This is a genomic window from Chryseobacterium balustinum, assembly GCF_900168205.1.
Classification (GTDB): Bacteria; Bacteroidota; Bacteroidia; order Flavobacteriales; family Weeksellaceae; genus Chryseobacterium; species Chryseobacterium balustinum.
In genome coordinates this window covers 43,422-60,141 of the sequence record NZ_FUZE01000003.1, presented here as the reverse complement: position 1 = coordinate 60,141, position 16,720 = coordinate 43,422, and the positions used below count along the sequence as shown (strand labels likewise).

Genomic DNA, 16,720 nt, shown 5'->3' with positions numbered 1-16,720 from the left:
GCTTATTTTTAGGCAATCTTTTTTTATGTTCCTGATTTTATGTTCTTCAATTTTTCTGATAACAACCTTTATGGGTTGGGGAAAACTGATGGAAAATATTTTTGGAAAAACTCTAACCGGAATCTCAGGAAATATTTTAATAGGAATTTTCTCAACGGGTTTAATTTTTGCCATCTTATCTTTTTTTATTCCTCTGAATTTATATGTTGAAATTCCTGCCATTTTAATTGGATTTCTTTACTTTTTTAAAGACAAACTTTATTTGGAGTTTTTTCGGTTTTCAAAAAAAGATTCAATTATTGTAGGGATCTTGGGAACTGTAATTTTGTTTTCGGCTTCTTTTTATCCTTTTATTTTAGATCATTTCGGATATTACGTTCCTACGATAAAATGGCTTACAGAATATGGTTTAGTTAAAGGAATATCCAACTTAGATCTGATTTTGGGACAGATGTCGGTTTGGCATATTTTACAGGCAGGATTCAGTAATTTTGCAGACCCTTTTTTAAAGCTTAATGCGGTTTTACTTATTGTTTACGGAATTTACATTGTAGAAAGCAAAAGCTGGATTCAACTGATTTTTATTCCCGTTTTACTTATTTTTTCACAATCTCCAAGTCCGGATCTACCCGTAATTATTTTTTCATTGATTGTTTTAAATGAAATTTTATCCGGAAATAGAAATATTTCTTTCCTATTTGCCTTTTCAGTTTTTACTTTTGCCATAAAGCCAACAGTCATTTGGCTGCCAATTTTCATTCTGCTCTACTCTATTTTCATATCTAAATTTGAATATAAAAAGCTTATTTTTGGTTCGCTTGTTTTTCTTTTATTCATCGTGAAAAATATCTGGACATTTGGTTATCCTATTTTTCCTTTTGCTATTTTCGACTTAGGAATTTCTTGGAAGTCTAATCCTGAGCTATTAAAATCATCTTCAGAATTTGCCTTAGTAAAAACTTTTGATGAACAATATTCTTATACAGAAATTTTAAAATTCTCATGGTTTGATTATATTAAAAATTGGTTTTCATTAAAAGGAATAAAGTCAATAATCAATATTTTATTTATCTTCAGTTTAATCAGCTTTATTATATTTTCTATCATAAAAAAAAATAAAATCATCAGTTTAATTTGTATTTCGATATTGATAAAAAGTACTTTGGTTCTGTTTTTTTCAGCACAATACCGATTTTTCATTGATGTGTTTTTTGTGATATTTTTTGTTGTGTTTTTTAAATATTTAAATAAGAAAAATGCAGTTTTAATTTCCTCATCTCTGATGCTTGCTGTTGTAGTAATTTTTTCATTTCCAAATTTCATCCAAAAATTTATTCCAAGTTTTCAGGTGGGACGATTTATGACACCATTTGAAAAAAAACAGATTTTAAACCCTTCTCATTACCAATACAATCAATACAATTCTTACAAAGTTGGAAATCTTAAGTTTAATGTTTCAAAAAAATATCCATTTAATTTTGATACGCCAGTTCCCGTAATTTCTGTAAACTATATATTTGATTATCAAAAAGAGCAAATATTTCCCCAACCGATTGACAATAATCATTTAAAAAAAGGATTTATCTGGAAAAAATTGAACGCAGAAGAAAAAAAAGAACTCGACAAAACAATAGAATCGATCAAAAAGAGTTATCAATAAACCGATTGCCAAAGACTTTATTATCTGAATAAAAAACGGTAATTTTGTACTATGTTCAATACTTTAGGTAATCTTCTCAGCCTAACCACGTTTGGCGAGAGTCACGGCGCAGCTTACGGCGGAATCATCAATAATTTTCCGGCAGGTCTGGAAGTTGATTTTGAAAAAATTCAATACGAGCTGGATCGCAGAAAACCCGGTCAGTCAGCAATCGTTACCCAACGAAAAGAAAGTGATACTGTACAGTTTCTTTCCGGAATTTTCGATGGAAAAACCACAGGAACTCCTATCGGTTTTATGATTGAAAACGAAAATCAGAAATCAAAAGATTATGATCACATTGCCAATTCTTATCGTCCGAGTCATGCAGATTTCACGTACGATCAGAAATTCGGAATCAGAGATTATCGCGGTGGCGGAAAATCTTCTGCAAGAGAAACCATCAATTGGGTGGTTGCCGGAGCTTTAGCAAAACAACTTTTAAAGGATATCGAAATTAATGCTTACGTTTCTTCTGTAGGCGAAATTTTCTGTGTAAAACCTTATCAGGATTTAGATTTTTCTAAAACCGAAAGCAATGAGGTACGTTGTCCTGATGCCGAAACTGCCGAAAAAATGATTTCAAAAATTAAAGAAATCAAAAAAGAAGGCAATACCATTGGCGGAACCATTACCTGCGTGATCAAAAATGTTCCTGTAGGAATTGGCGAACCGGTTTTTTCGAAACTTCAGGCCGAACTGGCAAAAGCAATGCTCAACATCAATGCCTGCAAAGGTTTTGAATATGGAAGTGGATTTTGTGGTGCAAAAATGACAGGAAGTGAGCATAACGATGAGTTTAACACTGATTTTTCTACAAAATCAAATCTTTCAGGTGGAATTCAGGGTGGAATTTCTAATGGAATGGATATTTATTTCAGAGTAGCTTTCAAACCTGTAGCAACCATTTTAAGACCTCAAGAAAGTGTTGATAAAGACGGAAATGCAGTTACGGTAGAAGGAAAAGGAAGACACGATCCTTGCGTTGTTCCGAGAGCCGTTCCTGTGGTGGAAAGTTTAGCAGCATTTGTTTTAGCTGACCTATTTCTGATCAATAAAACACGAAATACTAATCAATTTTAAATAACATACTTGTAATGAAAAATTACTGGGATAAAGCCATATCTTTTGAAGAGTATCTTCAAATTGCCAATCAAAGACTTGAAAATCCTCCAACTCCGCAAGATGCCGAATATAAGATGTATTACGAGTTGGGAATTCAGAGAATGGATAGAACTTTGAAAAAATTTGTAATCGACGAAGAGCAAATCAACGAGCTGAAGTCTAAGAATTTCAACGGAAAAATTCTAATTATTTCTGAAGCTTGGTGTGGTGATGCAAGTGCTACAGTTCCTGCTTTAGCCAAGTTTTTTGAAGGTCACAATGAAGTAAAAATCTTTCTGAGAGACAGCGATAAAAGTTTAATCAACCAGTTTTTAACGAACGAAACAGAGTCTATCCCGAAAGTCATTATTTTAGATGAAGACTTCAATGTAAAAAATTCTTGGGGACCTCGTCCGAAATTTGGACATGAATTATTATTAAAATTTAAAGCCGATCCTGAAGCATATCCTAGAGAGAGTTTTTATAATGATTTGCAGGTATATTATTCTAGAAACAGAGGTAAAGATGCCATTCAAGAGATTTTAGAATTATTGTAAATAAAAACTTATGAAAAAACTGATTATTTACGTTGTCATTCTTGCAGTTTTAGGCGTTATCTTTTTAGTTCCCGGAGTACGAAATTTTCTTAAGGATCAATTTTTCCCGATTGCTACGATAGAAAATGCAGTTCACATCAGCCCGGAAGATTATGATGTAGATTTACAGGGAATCAATGTCCCAAGTACTAATCTGAAAAACTTCAAAGACAAGCCTGTTTTTCTAAATTTTTGGGGAACATGGTGTCCTCCATGCAGAAAAGAATGGCCATCAATACAAAGATTGTATGACAGAAGAAAAGAAAATGTAGACTTTGTTTTGATTGCAATGAAAGATGAAGAGGCTACGGTAAGAAAGTTTATGAAAGAAAATAACTATACCGTTCCCGTGTATATTGCGCAAAGCCCTATCTCTGAAAAAATACTTCCGAAAGTTTTTCCTACCACCTTTCTGCTAGACAAAAACGGAAGAATTTTAATCAAGGAAGATGCCGCAACTGACTGGGATGCAGAATCTATTCATCAATTCATTGATAATATTCTTAAGTAAACTTTAACTAAAATTTAGATTAAGTTGGTACAAATTTTGCGAAATTTACAGAGTTGAAAATTATTTTAAAACAGACACAAAAATGAAATATTCAAAACTCAATCTTGCAAAAGAAGCAATTGCCCACAAAGGCTTCTTAAAAAAAATTCCCGATATCTTCCGAATGGTAAATATGTGGCGAAAAGGTATGTACCCTGTAAAATCAATCGATCTTATTTTACCGTTGGTTGGTCTTCTTTATGTAATTTCACCTATAGACATCATTCCCGACTTCATTATTGTTGCGGGGGTTCTTGATGACTTGGCAGTTTTATCTTTAGCCATTCCAAAGCTAATAAGAGAAGTTGACAAATTTCTCCTTTGGGAAGCCGAGCAGAAATACAGCCCAAGCGGTACAAAAATAATTGACGCAGAAATCGTTTAAATAATTAATAACATCCTTTCGAGGATGTTTTTTGGTAAAATAAGTACTCTTGACTAATAAAATTAAACCATTAGGGAAGTTAAAAATTTAAGAACACAATCAAAATAAACTGAGACAAATCAGTAAACAGCATACTAAATCAATTTTAATATTCTTTGTTTGCCTTTGCGTTAAATTTTAGGTTATTAGTAAAAACGGATATACATCTTTTTTTTTAATCTACTTTAAGCAAAATTTACGATTGACAATTGACTTTAACATCAAATCCTTAAATTTGCATCATCTAATAAAAAATTAATGGAAAGTAAGAAAGAATTCTTTTTGGAATGTTACAAACTGGGCATCATCAAATTTGGAAGATTTACATTAAAAAGCGGAATTGAAAGCCCGTTTTATGTAGACTTAAGACCTTTAGCATCAGATCCTAAAATTTTAAAAAACCTAGCCAATTATTTATTGGAAATGCTTCCTTTGGATAATTTTGATTTGATTTGCGGAGTTCCTTACGCTGCATTACCAATGGCAACAGCGATGTCTTTGGAAAGCTACATCCCATTAATTATCAAAAGAAAAGAAGCAAAAAGCTACGGTACTAAAAAATTAATTGAAGGAATTTACCAGAAAGGGCAAAACTGTCTTTTGGTAGAAGATGTGATTACTTCTGGAAAATCTTTAATAGAAACCATTGCTGAAGTTGAGCAAGAAGACCTTAAAGTTGCCGATATTGTCGTTGTTTTAGACAGAGAACAAGGTGGAAAACAACTTTTGGAAAGCAAAGGGTATAAAGTTCACACATTGTTTAACATTTCTGAAGTTTGCGAAATTCTTCAGGAAAATGGTGAGTTGAGTGATGAAGAAGTAAAAAGAATTCAGGATTTTTTAAAAGGAAATCATATTCAGTTTGAAGAAAAGAAAAGACTTTCTTATCAGGAAAAATTTGAAAATGCACAGCATTCTGTTTCAAAAAAATTGTTAAAAACTGCTTTAGCAAAAGAATCTAACTTAATTGCTTCAGCTGATGTAACGACCACTCAGGAATTATTGGAACTGGCTGAAAAAGTGGGACCAAATATTATTGCTTTAAAAACGCATATCGATATTATTTCAGATTTTGATTATCAAAATACGATTGTTCCTTTGAAAGAATTGGCTGCAAAGCATAATTTCTTATTAATGGAAGACAGAAAATTTGCAGATATCGGAAATACTCAAGAATTACAGTTTACAAGTGGAGTTTTCAAAATTACAGACTGGGCAGATTTTGTAACTTCTCAGGTAATTGGTGGCTTCGAATCTTTAGACTGTTTCAAAAATGTAGGTGTTGTTGCCATTATCGGAATGTCTTCAAAAGGAACTTTAACGACGAACAGCTACAGAGAAGAAGCGTTAAAAGTGGCTTTGTCTCATCCTAATGTAATTGGTGGAGTTTCTCAGAATGCACTTCCTGAAGAGATTTTACTATTTACTCCGGGAGTAAATTTAGCAGATTCAGGTGATGGAAAAGGTCAGCAGTACAATACTCCGGATCATGTTTTCAAAACTCTTCACACCGACTTTATCATCGTAGGAAGAGGTATTTACAAATCTGAAAATCCTGCAGAAGCTGCGGTTACTTATAAAAACGAAGGCTGGAAAGCGTATTTGGCTTCATTATAAAATAAATAAATTACAATTTGCTCTCATTCATTTGGGAGCAAATTTTATTTTAAAGAACTCCCAAAATATTTATTTTTTAATAAATCTTAACTTAAAATCATAAAGAATTATATCTAAAATAAGCTATATTTGATGCTTTATCAGGACATTGAAAAAGTTTAGTATTGGTCTTTTTTTGATTTGGGGAGTTGTACAGGTTTCTGCACAAAAAGATAGCATTTCCATTCACGCAAAATTATCGCAGGACAGAAAAACGCTTGTGGTTAATCAGGAAATTGTATATCATAACCATTCCGACAAGGCGCTGAACAGCATCAAACTTCTCAACTGGATTTCTGCCTATAACAAAAGAGGAACTTCTCTTGTGTACAGAAAACTGGAAGACAGAAACAACAGTCTTCACTTTGCAAAACAGGAAGAACTTGGAAAAGTTTTAGAATTAAATATAAAAAATTCGGGAAACCAACCTGTTCCGGTAAAAACTGTTTCTGACGAGAATCTCTTTTTATCTTTAAACGAAAGTTTAGAACCCGGAAAAAGTATAAAATTGCAATTGCAGTATAAAATGCAGCTTCCAGACAAAAAATTTACCGGTTATGGAACTTCTGAACAAGACATTGCGTTAAAATATTTCTTTATTGTTCCTGATCATTTTGATTCCGATAATATTTCTAAAAGAAATTATCACGACATTGAAGAATCTGTTAATTTCAACACCTATTGGTCGGTTGATTTTGACACTCCATCAAGTTCATTTATTCAAAGTAATCTTCAGCAGATTCAGCCTAATTTATTTAAAGGATATTTAGATTCAGATCCTGAATTTATTATTTCAAAAAATAATTTTCCTACAATAAAGATTGATACAGAAGATATTAAAACTGAAATAAAATTTGGATATACTATCAGCAAACAGGAAATTCAGAATCTGGAGTTTTACCTTCCGTTGCAGTTGAAATTTATTAAAGATAAAATTGGTTTTATTCCGGAACAGCTTTTTATTTCAGAAAAATTCAGAGCAAAAGAAGACTTTTTCGGGAATAACGATATTAAATTTTGGAAATTCAGGTTTAAATTGTTTTCGGATGCCGAAAATGCAGATTTAGACTACTTTGGAATTATCTCAAAAAAAATTCTTGACGAAAGTATCATTACCGATAAGCAGGAGAATCATTGGTTTAAAAACGGTTTAAAATCATATCTAGAAATTCTGTATCTGAAAAAATTCTACGGAGAAGCAAAACTTCTTGGAAACCTTCCTGAGAATAGCATTTTAGGAGTTAAACCTTTGAAATTGTTTCATGCTTCAAGAGTGAAATTACTGGATCGATACGGCTTGGCTTATCAATACATCATGTCTCAGAATCTCGACCAAAAAATAGATGAGCCTTTTGCAGTTTTGAGTAATTTTAATGATATGGCAATCAGCAGTTTTGAAACGGGCAGCCTTTTCAGTTATTCTGCCGATAAAATGGGTGAAGAAAAGTTTAATCTTCTACTGAAAAATTATATAGCTAAAAATACAGACAAACAGGTTTATCCTGAAGATTTTTTAGATCAATTGGCAAAAGAAGAATCTTCAACATCTTATTTAAAAGGATTTTTGAAGCAGAAAAACAGAGTTAATTTCAGACTTAAAAATTTTAGAATAAATAACGATTCTCTCAATATTAAAATCGTAAAAAATACAGACGAGGCAATTCCTGTAAAGCTGGAAACTCAAACAAGAAACGGTGACAGAACTTCGTACTGGATTGAAACTGAAGAAAACGAAAGACTAAAAACAGTCACTCTTCCATCGGAAGATATCTATAAAATCACTTTAAATAACGATTATATCTTTCCGGAAGCGAATTACCGCGATAATTTTCTTTATACCAAAGGTTTATTTTCGAATGCTAAAAAAATCAAATTTAAACTGATTAAAGATATTCCAAATCCTGAGTTTAATGAAATTTATCTAAACCCGAGAATACGTTTCACCAATACTTATGACAAATTTCTGATTGGTGTAAATTTTAAAAACCAATCACTTTTTGATCAGAAATTTTTGTATTCATTAACTCCATCATTCAGTACAGGAACAGGTAAAATGACGGGTTCCGGAGCAGTCTCCTACTCTTTTTTGCCTGCTGAAAGTGTGATTCAGAGATTGTCTTTTGGAGTTTCGGGATCATATTTTCATTATGATTATGATTTAGCCTATCAGAAAAGCTCGCTATACTCGAATATCAGTTTTAGAAAAAATCCAAGAAGTACGGTAAGTCGCGGTTTAGGAATTTCTTATACTTATTTTGAGCGTGATCTTAATGCAAAAATGATTGCTAATCGTGATTACGACAAATACAATCTTTGGACGGTTGGTTACGGCTACACCGATAATCAGATGATTCACGAGAAAAGCTTCAGTCTGAGTACACAAGGAATGGAAGATTACAACAAAATTACCGCAGAAGGTTTTTACAGATGGGAATTTGCACCCAGACAGAAGCTTAGTTTAAGACTTTTTGCAGGATATTTTGTAAGAAACGAAACAAGAAATAATACCTTTAATTACGGAATTTCTAGGGTTTCAGATTATTCTTTTTCATATAATCTTTTAGGACAAAGTGCATCGAGCGGAATTTTATCGCAACAGTTTATTTTAGCTGATGGTGGGTTTAAATCTTTTCTACCTGGAACAGTGAATCAATGGATCACTTCTTTTAATGTAGACTCCAGCGTTTGGAAAATCTTCCACGTTTACGCAGATGCAGGTTTATATAAAAACAAAAATAATCCTACGCAGTTTATTTGGGACAGCGGTGTGAAAGTACGTTTAATTCCTGATTTTCTTGAAGTTTATCTTCCCGTGCAGTCTTCTTTAGGCTTTGAGCCTGGTTTTAAAGATTACGGAAAAAGGATACGATATACTTTGATTTTGAATTTGAGTACCATTATTAATGCCGCGAGAAGAGGTTGGTATTAAAACAAAAAGAGCTGCCTGACGACAACTCTTTACAATAAATTTTATTTGAAAATCTAGTCCTTTAAAATCTTCTGAGAAACCGGCTGATTATCTACAAATCCTGTTACGATGTAGTTGCCTTTTTGTAATTCAGCAACATTTAAAGAAACTCCATTTTTTACAGAAGCTGTTTTTACCAACTGCCCAGATAATGTGTACACTTTAATATCTTTCACCTCTGCAGCGAAAATGATCTCATCATTTTTAACCAATGAATTTTTAATGAACATTGATCTTTTAGAAAGATCTGTTAAATCATTGACCGCCAAAGTTCCGGATGTTGATTGTGGCGTAGGTAAACTTATGGTAAAATCTACGTTGTTGCTATTGGTATCTCCACTAGTTCTGGTAATCGAGTTTAAAATCGTCGGCGATGGAGCCGCTCCTGTTCCTTCGTACTGATTAGCCAAACCATATCCTACGAAGTCTAAGACATTTGCAGCAGTTGGCCCTGTAACTGGTGTGGCATTACTTGCCAAAGCAACTTTTCCCGAAGTAAGCGCAAGACCAATACCTACACCAACACCTGGTGAACCGTCTAAATTCAAAAGAACCGTTACGATAAGATTAGGATTCAATAAATTAATCAATCCACCTAACCCATCAGAACCTTGCTGAATTAAGTACGTTTGTCCGGGATTTAAAGTGATACTGGGTAAATTGTTGTATTGGGTAAAAGTTCCTGAAGAAGATGCATATTGAATAGTTGCACCATTAAGCGAAGCTGTAGAGGAACCTATGTTTTTCAACTCTATGAAGTCATTGGTAATGGCAGCTCCTAAAAGTCCGCCACCGGTATAGACTTCATTTATTACAATCTGGGCATTAGAAAATGCTGCTATCGAAACGAGTCCGATAAAAGTAAATACTTTTTTCATAACGTGATATTTTGGTTGATTTACAATAATTTATACAAAATTAATACCATATCAATAACCATATACCACATGTTTTAAAATTAATTTAAAGACAAGAAAGTATAAAATACAAAAAACCGCCTCAAAGAAGCGGTTTATAATATTAATTTGATTTATTTAAAATCAGATTAGTCTTTCAAAATTTTCTGAGAAACAGCTTGGTTATTTACAGTTCCTGTAACGATGTAGTTCCCTTCAGCTAATTCAGCAATATTTAAAGTTCCATTAGCTTTTACAGAAGCAGTTTTCACCAACTGACCTGTTAATGTATACACTTTTACGTCTTTTGCATCTGCTCCGAAAGTGATTTCGTCGTTTTTAACTAAAGTGTTTTTGATAAAGTTTGGATTAACTTTTTTGAAATCTGCAACTGAAAGTCCGCCTGCTGCTGTCCATGCAAAATTATCAACAGATACCTGTGCACCTGTAGCGGCAACTCTTACTGTAACTGCCGCAGTTGAGTTGATGGCATAAGAGTAATTATATACTGTATCCTGTCCACCGTTACCTGTTCCGAAACCAGCAGTTTCATTCACCATTGTTCCGTTCACATAAAGCTGAACTGTTCTGGTAGTTCCTCCTGTAAAAGCTTTTTTATATTGGAAACTTAAAGTTCCCACACCATTTGAAAAAGTAACATTTTGTCCTCCTGCACCATCTCTGATAAGAGTGGTTGTTCCGGAGATTGTAAGATTATTAGTATTAGTCTCAATGATACGCCCATCGCTAAGATCCCAGGTTGTACCATCTGCACCATTAAAATTTGAAGTTGTGTAGCCATTTCCCGCGGTAGCAGTTCTGGTATCAAAATTTTCAGTTCCCTGTGCATGTATTGTCGCGGTAAATAACATTCCAACAACAATAGAATAAATCTTTTTCATAACTTTTTATTTTATTTTTTAGTTAATTAATAATTTACACCACAAAATTAAGGCTATAATTACGAAAAATTTAAAAAGTACAATTAAATGATTATTAACAATACTCAACCTAAAAGTGAATAAAAAAAGAGTTACTGCTTGATTTTAATTTAAATCATCACCAAAAAAAACAGCTACTTTTCTGCAGCTGTTCTCTATTTATATCTTAACTAAAGATTAGTCTTTCAAAATTTTCTGAGAAGCTGGCTGATTGTTTACGATACCTGTTATGATATAGTTTCCTTTAGCCAATTCAGCAACATTTAAAGTAGATCCGTTTTTCACATCACCAGTTTTAACGATAGCTCCTGACAAAGTATATACTTTAATATCTTTCACATCAGAACCGAAAATGATTTCGTCGTTTTTCACCAAAGTATTTTTTACGAAGTTTGGAGTTATTTTTTTGAAGTCTGCAACAGCTAAAGTCGAAGTTTGAACAGATCCTTTCACTGTTAATGTTTTGCTTGTTGCGTTTGCATGACCATTTGTAAGATAGAATGTTCCCCCACTACCACTTGCTCCAAATGCTACGATTCTGAAAGTAACAGTAGTTCCTGCAGCCACATTCTGTAATTGAGAAATACCACTTAGATCGATTGCTGGTTGTTCATTTCCAGCATTACTTGTACCTGTACCCCAAGTAATTACTGACCCTATGTTTGTGAAAGTTCCAGATCCCACTTGATATTGCCACTGCCCACTAGTTGCACCAGTATTTGATCTTCTCACATTGTAAGAGTCTATACCAGAAAAAGATACTTGATAACCTGCGTTAGCTGTTACAGTGAAAGTAGCAAAATCATCTGCTGCAATTGCACTAGCTACATCAGCACTTGTAAGATCTGTTCCTCCCCAAGCAGCAGCAGCACCAGCTGCATTTCCTGTTGAAGGCACTACAAAGCCAACTCCTCTTGACAATCCTCCAATTGTTAAATTGGCATTTGAAGAAGTTGCTGTAAATGGACTAGGTCCAAAATTATACTGTCCACCGGGATTGTTTGTAGAGTCAGGAGCCCACTCTGTAAGTGTCGTTTGCGCTAACATTGATACTGTAAAGATACAGATGCTCAATAAAGAATAAAACTTTTTCATAACTTAATTTTTTATATTATTAATAATTTACATGGCAAAATTACGGCAATTTTTCTATTTGAGACAATATTAAGGTTAATTTACTGTTAATAATGTTAAAAAGGAAACTGTTCATATTTTTTAGTTATTTTTACCACTTATTTTTAGAAGACTTGCGGAATTCTATTCTGATATTCGTACTTTTTTTCATGGGCTTATCAATGAATAATGCTCAAATATTTTCGTGGAAAAACCCCAATATCCCCAAAGATTCTATTTCATCTAAGAATGACAGTATTTTAGCTAAAAAAAAAGACAGCATTCTTGCTTTTAAATTCGGACAGGATATTTTTGCAAAAGACACCATGGATTTTGTGAAAACCAGCAACAGAATTATTGTAGATGAAGCCGTACTTGCAAAAAATGATTCCAAGAGATTTTTAGGAGAATTAAATTCAAAAGGTTCTATTATTCGAGGAATTACTTTCGGTAACAATCAGGGACAATCTGTACAAAGTTCTATGGATCTTCAGATTTCCGGGAGACTTTCAAAAGATGTTACAGTCTTGGCAAGTATTTCAGACCACAATTTACCGATCCAGGCAGATGGATATACGCAGACTTTAGAAGAGTTCGACAAAATTTACATGCAGCTTAATATTAAGGATAAATCTATTCTTAGAGCCGGACATTTAGATTTGGTAGATTCTAAAAATTATTTTGCCAAATATCAACGTCGAAGCATGGGAATTCAGTTTCAGACACAGCTTGGAACCGATAATAAAACATTCATTGATGTTTCGGCGGGTGTAGCACGAAGTGAATTCCATAGAATCCGTTTTCAGGGTATTGAAGGAAATCAGGGACCTTACCGTTTAACCGGAAAAAATGGTGAACAATTCATTACCCTGATTTCAGGTTCCGAACAGGTTTTCATTGATGGTATTTTGATGAAACGTGGAGAGAATCAGGATTACATCATTAATTATAATACAGGGGAAGTTACTTTTACCAGTTTCAGACCGATTTTCCAGCAGAATTTTATTACCATTTCTTTTAATTATGCCAACAGGAATTATTCCAGATATTTATTCACCGGAAAAGTTGAGCATCAAAGAGAAAAATTAAAAGTGGGACTTAACTGGTTCATGGAAAATGATAATAAAAATGCTCCATTAGCTTTAAATTTATCGAAAGAAGACGAGCAGATTTTAGCGGATGCCGGAAACGACACCAATTTAATGTATGCTCCCTCTGGTGTAATTGCAGAATACGATGTTAATAAAATCCTTTACAGTCTCGTTCAGAATCCTAACGGAAATTACTATCAGTTTTCAACCGATGTTACCCAAACATTGTATCAGGTTTCATTCACTTATTTTGGAGCTAATTTAGGAGATTACAAACTAACGCAAACTACCAATAACGGAAGGGTTTTTGAATACGTTGGCCCCAATTTAGGAGATTATCGTGCGGTAAGAAAACTTCCTTCGCCACAGAAAGCTCAGGTTTATACTTTAAACTCTGAATATTTGTTGAAAGACGGTAAAATCGGTGCCGACATCTCGATGAGTAACTATGACATCAACTTATTCTCTTCAAAAGATTCTGACCAGAATTTGGGATATGCAGCAAGAATTTTTGGAAACAAAACATTCACCAAAAACAACTGGAAAGGTACACCAAGCTTTGAGTATCAATATATCGATAAACAGTTTCATATTTTAGATCGTATCAACGATGTAGAATTTTCGCGTGACTTCAACTTAGCGCAAGAATTTAACGGATTAACACAAAATCGTTTTATTTTCAGCTTTCTTAACAAATGGAATAATAAATCTAGTTTAAACTACAGAATCAACTATCTTGACGAACAGGATTCTTATAAAGGAACCAAAAACGATCTAGATTTTAGCTGGATTAAAGGGAAATTCAATACAAAAGGTAATTTATCCTACCTTAATACCAATGCGACTTTGCAAGACACGAAATTCATCCGTGGAGGAGCAGGAACCGAGTACACAGGCCAAAAAGGAAGTTGGGCAGTTGGTGGAAGCATGGAACACAACGAAAAAAAATACAACGACACCCAACTGATGGATGTCACAAGTTTTAGCTGGAGAGAGCTTTTCGTACAGAAAAAAATCGGAGACAGTACAAGAACTAAACTTTTAGCCAAAATGTACATGAGAGAAAATGACTCAGTACGTGACAACAGCCTCCAAAATACAAACAGAATTTTAGGATTCATGGCGGAAAGTCAAATCATTAAAACTGAAAAAACAACGTTAAACGCTTTACTACACTATAGAAAATTCTTTTATAAAGATGATATTGTAGATGTAGATCAGAATAAAGATTTTGTGGTGGGTAATATTTTGTATAACCAGCAATTATTTAAGAACGGAATGCGTCTTCAGGCATTTTATGAATTAGGAAACGGACAGGAAGCGCAGAGAGAATTTCAATACATCAAAGTTACAGACGGGCAAGGAGTTTATAAATGGACCGACTACAATGGTGATGGCGTACAACAGCTCGACGAATTTGAGATTGCAGAATATTCCGATCTGGCTCAATACATCAGAATTTACACCAATTCGGTGCGGTATATTCCTTCTAATAAGAATAAGTTACAGTTGGCTTTATTCGTTAATCCGGCGGTTGTTTTCAGTTCAGAAAATAAATTTTTAAAACGTTGGAATTTTAATATTTCATTAAATTCTCAGAATTCCTTCTACAAAAAAGATAAAGTTTTGGTTATAAACCCTTTTGAAAAAGGTGAAAATCAGATCCTAAAAAATCAGAACATTTTGATGTCGATGCAGTTTAATCCTACCGAAAAATCTGGATGGAACGGAAATTACCGTTTTATACAAAACGACAACCTCCTGAATGCCAATTTCAGTAACGAAGAAAGAAATCAGACTTCTAATTTTGTAAATATCGGATATTGGTTCAATAAAGAATTCAGAATCGATTGGGAGAACTCGGTTCATGATTTAAAAAATTCATCGCAGCTTTTTGCAACAAGAGATTACAGGCTTAATAATTTTGAAACCAAGCCCAAAGCAACCTATAAATTCACAGATGCTATTCAGGCAGAATTTTCATCAGCTTACCGCGAAAAACAGAGAAAAGACGGTGAGGAATTACTGAAAGCGTTTGATATTACAGGAACGATTCAATGGGAACGCAAGAAAACGTCAATCAGAGGAAACTTCTCATTCATCAACAACGACTTTACCGGAAACAGCTTCAGTATTGTAGGAAACCAAATGCTTGATGGTTTAAAACCTGGCAAAAATCAGGTTTGGAGTGTCTTTATTCAGCAGGCAATCAATTCATTCCTACAGCTGAATTTAAATTATGAAGGAAGAAATTCAGGGGAAAGAACCATCCACATTGGTAGTATGCAGGTAAAAGCAAGTTTTTAGAAGCTTTTTCCAGCTCTCCACTCTATCTTTTTTGTCCACCTCTATTCCCTACAATAAAAAAGGATACCGTTGCGATCTGGGCTAATTTTGAAAGGTTAAGATGACGAGAATCTCTAGGCTTAATCCCCAGATTTTGGTATTGATTGGAGTTAAAATTTATCAAAGAATGAAACAAAAAAAAGCAATCAACTGATAATCAGAAGATTGCTTCAAAATGTAGACCCACAGGGATTCGAACCCCAACTGATGGTACCAAAAACCAGAGTGCTACCGTTACACCATGGGTCTCTATATTTTGGTGATGCAAATTTAAAGCTTTTTTCTTTATTTGCAAATCAATTTTAGTTTTTTTTTATTTTTTCTTTCTCCTCATCAGATTATTGTCACCTACACCATGATTACGTAGGTATTTTGGTTCTGTTCTATTTGTATTAACATAAAAATCGATTGATATACTTCAATCCATTGTAATTTTATCTCTATGTATATGCAGAAAAGCACTATGCTATAAAACAATTGTTCTATTACGGTTTCCAGAAACTCCCAACGTTGCCATTAAAGACAGCAAGCTGCTTTGCTGAGCATAAAAAGCTTAAGACTTCAAATACTGAGCATTGAGCTCGGATAACGAAGCTAAAAGGTCAAATTTTCGTACTCAATGCTCAAACATTTAAGTGCTTAGCTCAAAACTTCGAGTAAAAGGTTGTATGACCCACCATTAAATTAAAACATTCTATATCAGTACAAAAAAAGCCACCTCAGCAAATATACTGAGGTGGTTTCCATTATCTATGGTTTATTAATTTAAGGTTTCCAGAAGCTCCACACCGTTCCGTTAAAAACAGCGAGCTGCTTGGCAGTGGTATCATAAACCATCATCCCAGGTGCCGGATCGATGATATTAAGATGAGGACTCGCTACTCTAGGTAGAACCATGGCTTTTGTTTGATCTTCCAAAACCAAAATACCAGCTGCAGGTGCAGCAGTCGTCGGTGTACCGATAGAAACTTTAGCATCTGTATTTTCGGTAGCATCATTCTGGATCTGTACCGCTGTTCCGGTAGCACCTGTAAGATCTACAGAAAGATCTTTCCAGCCTGCCGCGTACTTTACTTTTACTTTATGATCCGAAAGGTCATACACCATCGTACCGTCTACAACCCCTGCAACAGCTCCCGTACTGGTAACCCATGGAAGCACTATCCCTCGGTTTTCTGTTTCACCAAATTCTAATGAAATAGAAGAATTAGCCACAGCCTCTTTTCCTATTGCTACCTGACCGGGAATCAGCAGAGTACCCAGAAAGAGTACTGCTGCTGCGGTTATTATATTATTTTTTGTTATCATTTTTTAAGTATTATTACTTATTAAACAT

12 protein-coding genes and 1 tRNA gene are annotated in these 16,720 nt (G+C 33.9%); 8 read left to right on the top strand and 5 right to left on the bottom strand.

Going from position 1 to position 16,720, the window contains the following annotated elements; translation table 11 throughout:
- The first annotated feature begins 25 nt into the window (after positions 1-25).
- From B5X64_RS05800 to B5X64_RS05770, 7 genes are all read left to right on the top strand, one after another.
- Positions 26-1,660: an LIC_10190 family membrane protein gene (locus tag B5X64_RS05800; RefSeq protein WP_420808108.1), complete on the top strand. Its 1,635-nt coding sequence runs from the start codon at positions 26-28 to the stop codon at positions 1,658-1,660.
- 51 nt (positions 1,661-1,711) lie between these two features.
- Complete coding sequence (aroC, locus tag B5X64_RS05795) at positions 1,712-2,782, top strand: chorismate synthase (protein ID WP_079464344.1); 1,071 nt, start codon at positions 1,712-1,714, stop codon at positions 2,780-2,782.
- 14 nt (positions 2,783-2,796) lie between these two features.
- Positions 2,797-3,360: a thioredoxin family protein gene (locus B5X64_RS05790; RefSeq protein ID WP_079464343.1), complete on the top strand. Its 564-nt coding sequence runs from the start codon at positions 2,797-2,799 to the stop codon at positions 3,358-3,360.
- 10 nt (positions 3,361-3,370) lie between these two features.
- The gene (locus B5X64_RS05785) at positions 3,371-3,910 is read left to right on the top strand and encodes a TlpA family protein disulfide reductase (protein ID WP_079464342.1); all 540 of its coding nucleotides are present in this window, start codon (positions 3,371-3,373) and stop codon (positions 3,908-3,910) included.
- Positions 3,911-3,992: 82 nt separating this feature from the next.
- Positions 3,993-4,334, top strand: a complete 342-nt coding sequence (locus B5X64_RS05780) for a DUF1232 domain-containing protein (protein ID WP_079464341.1) — start codon at positions 3,993-3,995, stop codon at positions 4,332-4,334.
- A gap of 297 nt (positions 4,335-4,631) precedes the next feature.
- Positions 4,632-5,990: an orotidine-5'-phosphate decarboxylase gene (gene pyrF, locus B5X64_RS05775; RefSeq protein ID WP_079464340.1), complete on the top strand. Its 1,359-nt coding sequence runs from the start codon at positions 4,632-4,634 to the stop codon at positions 5,988-5,990.
- Between the two features lie 148 nt (positions 5,991-6,138).
- Positions 6,139-8,958, top strand: coding sequence for a gluzincin family metallopeptidase (locus B5X64_RS05770; protein ID WP_228418764.1), 2,820 nt, complete (start codon positions 6,139-6,141; stop codon positions 8,956-8,958).
- 53 nt (positions 8,959-9,011) lie between these two features.
- Here B5X64_RS05770 and B5X64_RS05765 read toward each other — a convergent pair whose 3' ends face one another.
- The 3 genes from B5X64_RS05765 to B5X64_RS05755 all read right to left on the bottom strand — a co-directional run bounded on the left by B5X64_RS05765 (position 9,012) and on the right by B5X64_RS05755 (position 11,929).
- Positions 9,012-9,875, bottom strand: coding sequence for a lamin tail domain-containing protein (locus tag B5X64_RS05765; RefSeq protein WP_079464339.1), 864 nt, complete (start codon positions 9,873-9,875; stop codon positions 9,012-9,014).
- A gap of 167 nt (positions 9,876-10,042) precedes the next feature.
- On the bottom strand, positions 10,043-10,795 hold the full coding sequence (locus B5X64_RS05760; RefSeq protein ID WP_079464338.1) for a T9SS type A sorting domain-containing protein: 753 nt from the start codon (positions 10,793-10,795) through the stop codon (positions 10,043-10,045).
- A 216-nt stretch (positions 10,796-11,011) separates the two neighbouring features.
- The gene (locus B5X64_RS05755) at positions 11,012-11,929 is read right to left on the bottom strand and encodes a T9SS type A sorting domain-containing protein (protein WP_079464337.1); all 918 of its coding nucleotides are present in this window, start codon (positions 11,927-11,929) and stop codon (positions 11,012-11,014) included.
- A gap of 200 nt (positions 11,930-12,129) precedes the next feature.
- On the opposite strand from B5X64_RS05755, the gene B5X64_RS05750 reads away from it, so the two are divergent.
- Complete coding sequence (locus B5X64_RS05750; protein ID WP_079464336.1) at positions 12,130-15,345, top strand: hypothetical protein; 3,216 nt, start codon at positions 12,130-12,132, stop codon at positions 15,343-15,345.
- 217 nt (positions 15,346-15,562) lie between these two features.
- Here B5X64_RS05750 and B5X64_RS05745 read toward each other — a convergent pair.
- A tRNA-Gln gene (locus B5X64_RS05745) sits at positions 15,563-15,633 on the bottom strand.
- Positions 15,634-16,149: 516 nt separating this feature from the next.
- Positions 16,150-16,692 (bottom strand): hypothetical protein, encoded by a 543-nt coding sequence (locus tag B5X64_RS05740; RefSeq protein ID WP_228418762.1) that lies wholly within the window; start codon positions 16,690-16,692, stop codon positions 16,150-16,152.
- Between the last annotated feature and the right edge of the window lie 28 nt (positions 16,693-16,720).

Coding starts and splice junctions, on each gene's coding strand:
- B5X64_RS05800 (WP_420808108.1), top strand. CDS start 26: ATGTTCCTGATTTTATGTTCTTCAATTTTTCTGATAACAACCTTTATG.
- aroC (WP_079464344.1), top strand. CDS start 1,712: ATGTTCAATACTTTAGGTAATCTTCTCAGCCTAACCACGTTTGGCGAG.
- B5X64_RS05790 (WP_079464343.1), top strand. CDS start 2,797: ATGAAAAATTACTGGGATAAAGCCATATCTTTTGAAGAGTATCTTCAA.
- B5X64_RS05785 (WP_079464342.1), top strand. CDS start 3,371: ATGAAAAAACTGATTATTTACGTTGTCATTCTTGCAGTTTTAGGCGTT.
- B5X64_RS05780 (WP_079464341.1), top strand. CDS start 3,993: ATGAAATATTCAAAACTCAATCTTGCAAAAGAAGCAATTGCCCACAAA.
- pyrF (WP_079464340.1), top strand. CDS start 4,632: ATGGAAAGTAAGAAAGAATTCTTTTTGGAATGTTACAAACTGGGCATC.
- B5X64_RS05765 (WP_079464339.1), bottom strand. CDS start 9,875: ATGAAAAAAGTATTTACTTTTATCGGACTCGTTTCGATAGCAGCATTT.
- B5X64_RS05760 (WP_079464338.1), bottom strand. CDS start 10,795: ATGAAAAAGATTTATTCTATTGTTGTTGGAATGTTATTTACCGCGACA.
- B5X64_RS05755 (WP_079464337.1), bottom strand. CDS start 11,929: ATGAAAAAGTTTTATTCTTTATTGAGCATCTGTATCTTTACAGTATCA.
- B5X64_RS05750 (WP_079464336.1), top strand. CDS start 12,130: ATGAATAATGCTCAAATATTTTCGTGGAAAAACCCCAATATCCCCAAA.
- B5X64_RS05740 (WP_228418762.1), bottom strand. CDS start 16,692: ATGATAACAAAAAATAATATAATAACCGCAGCAGCAGTACTCTTTCTG.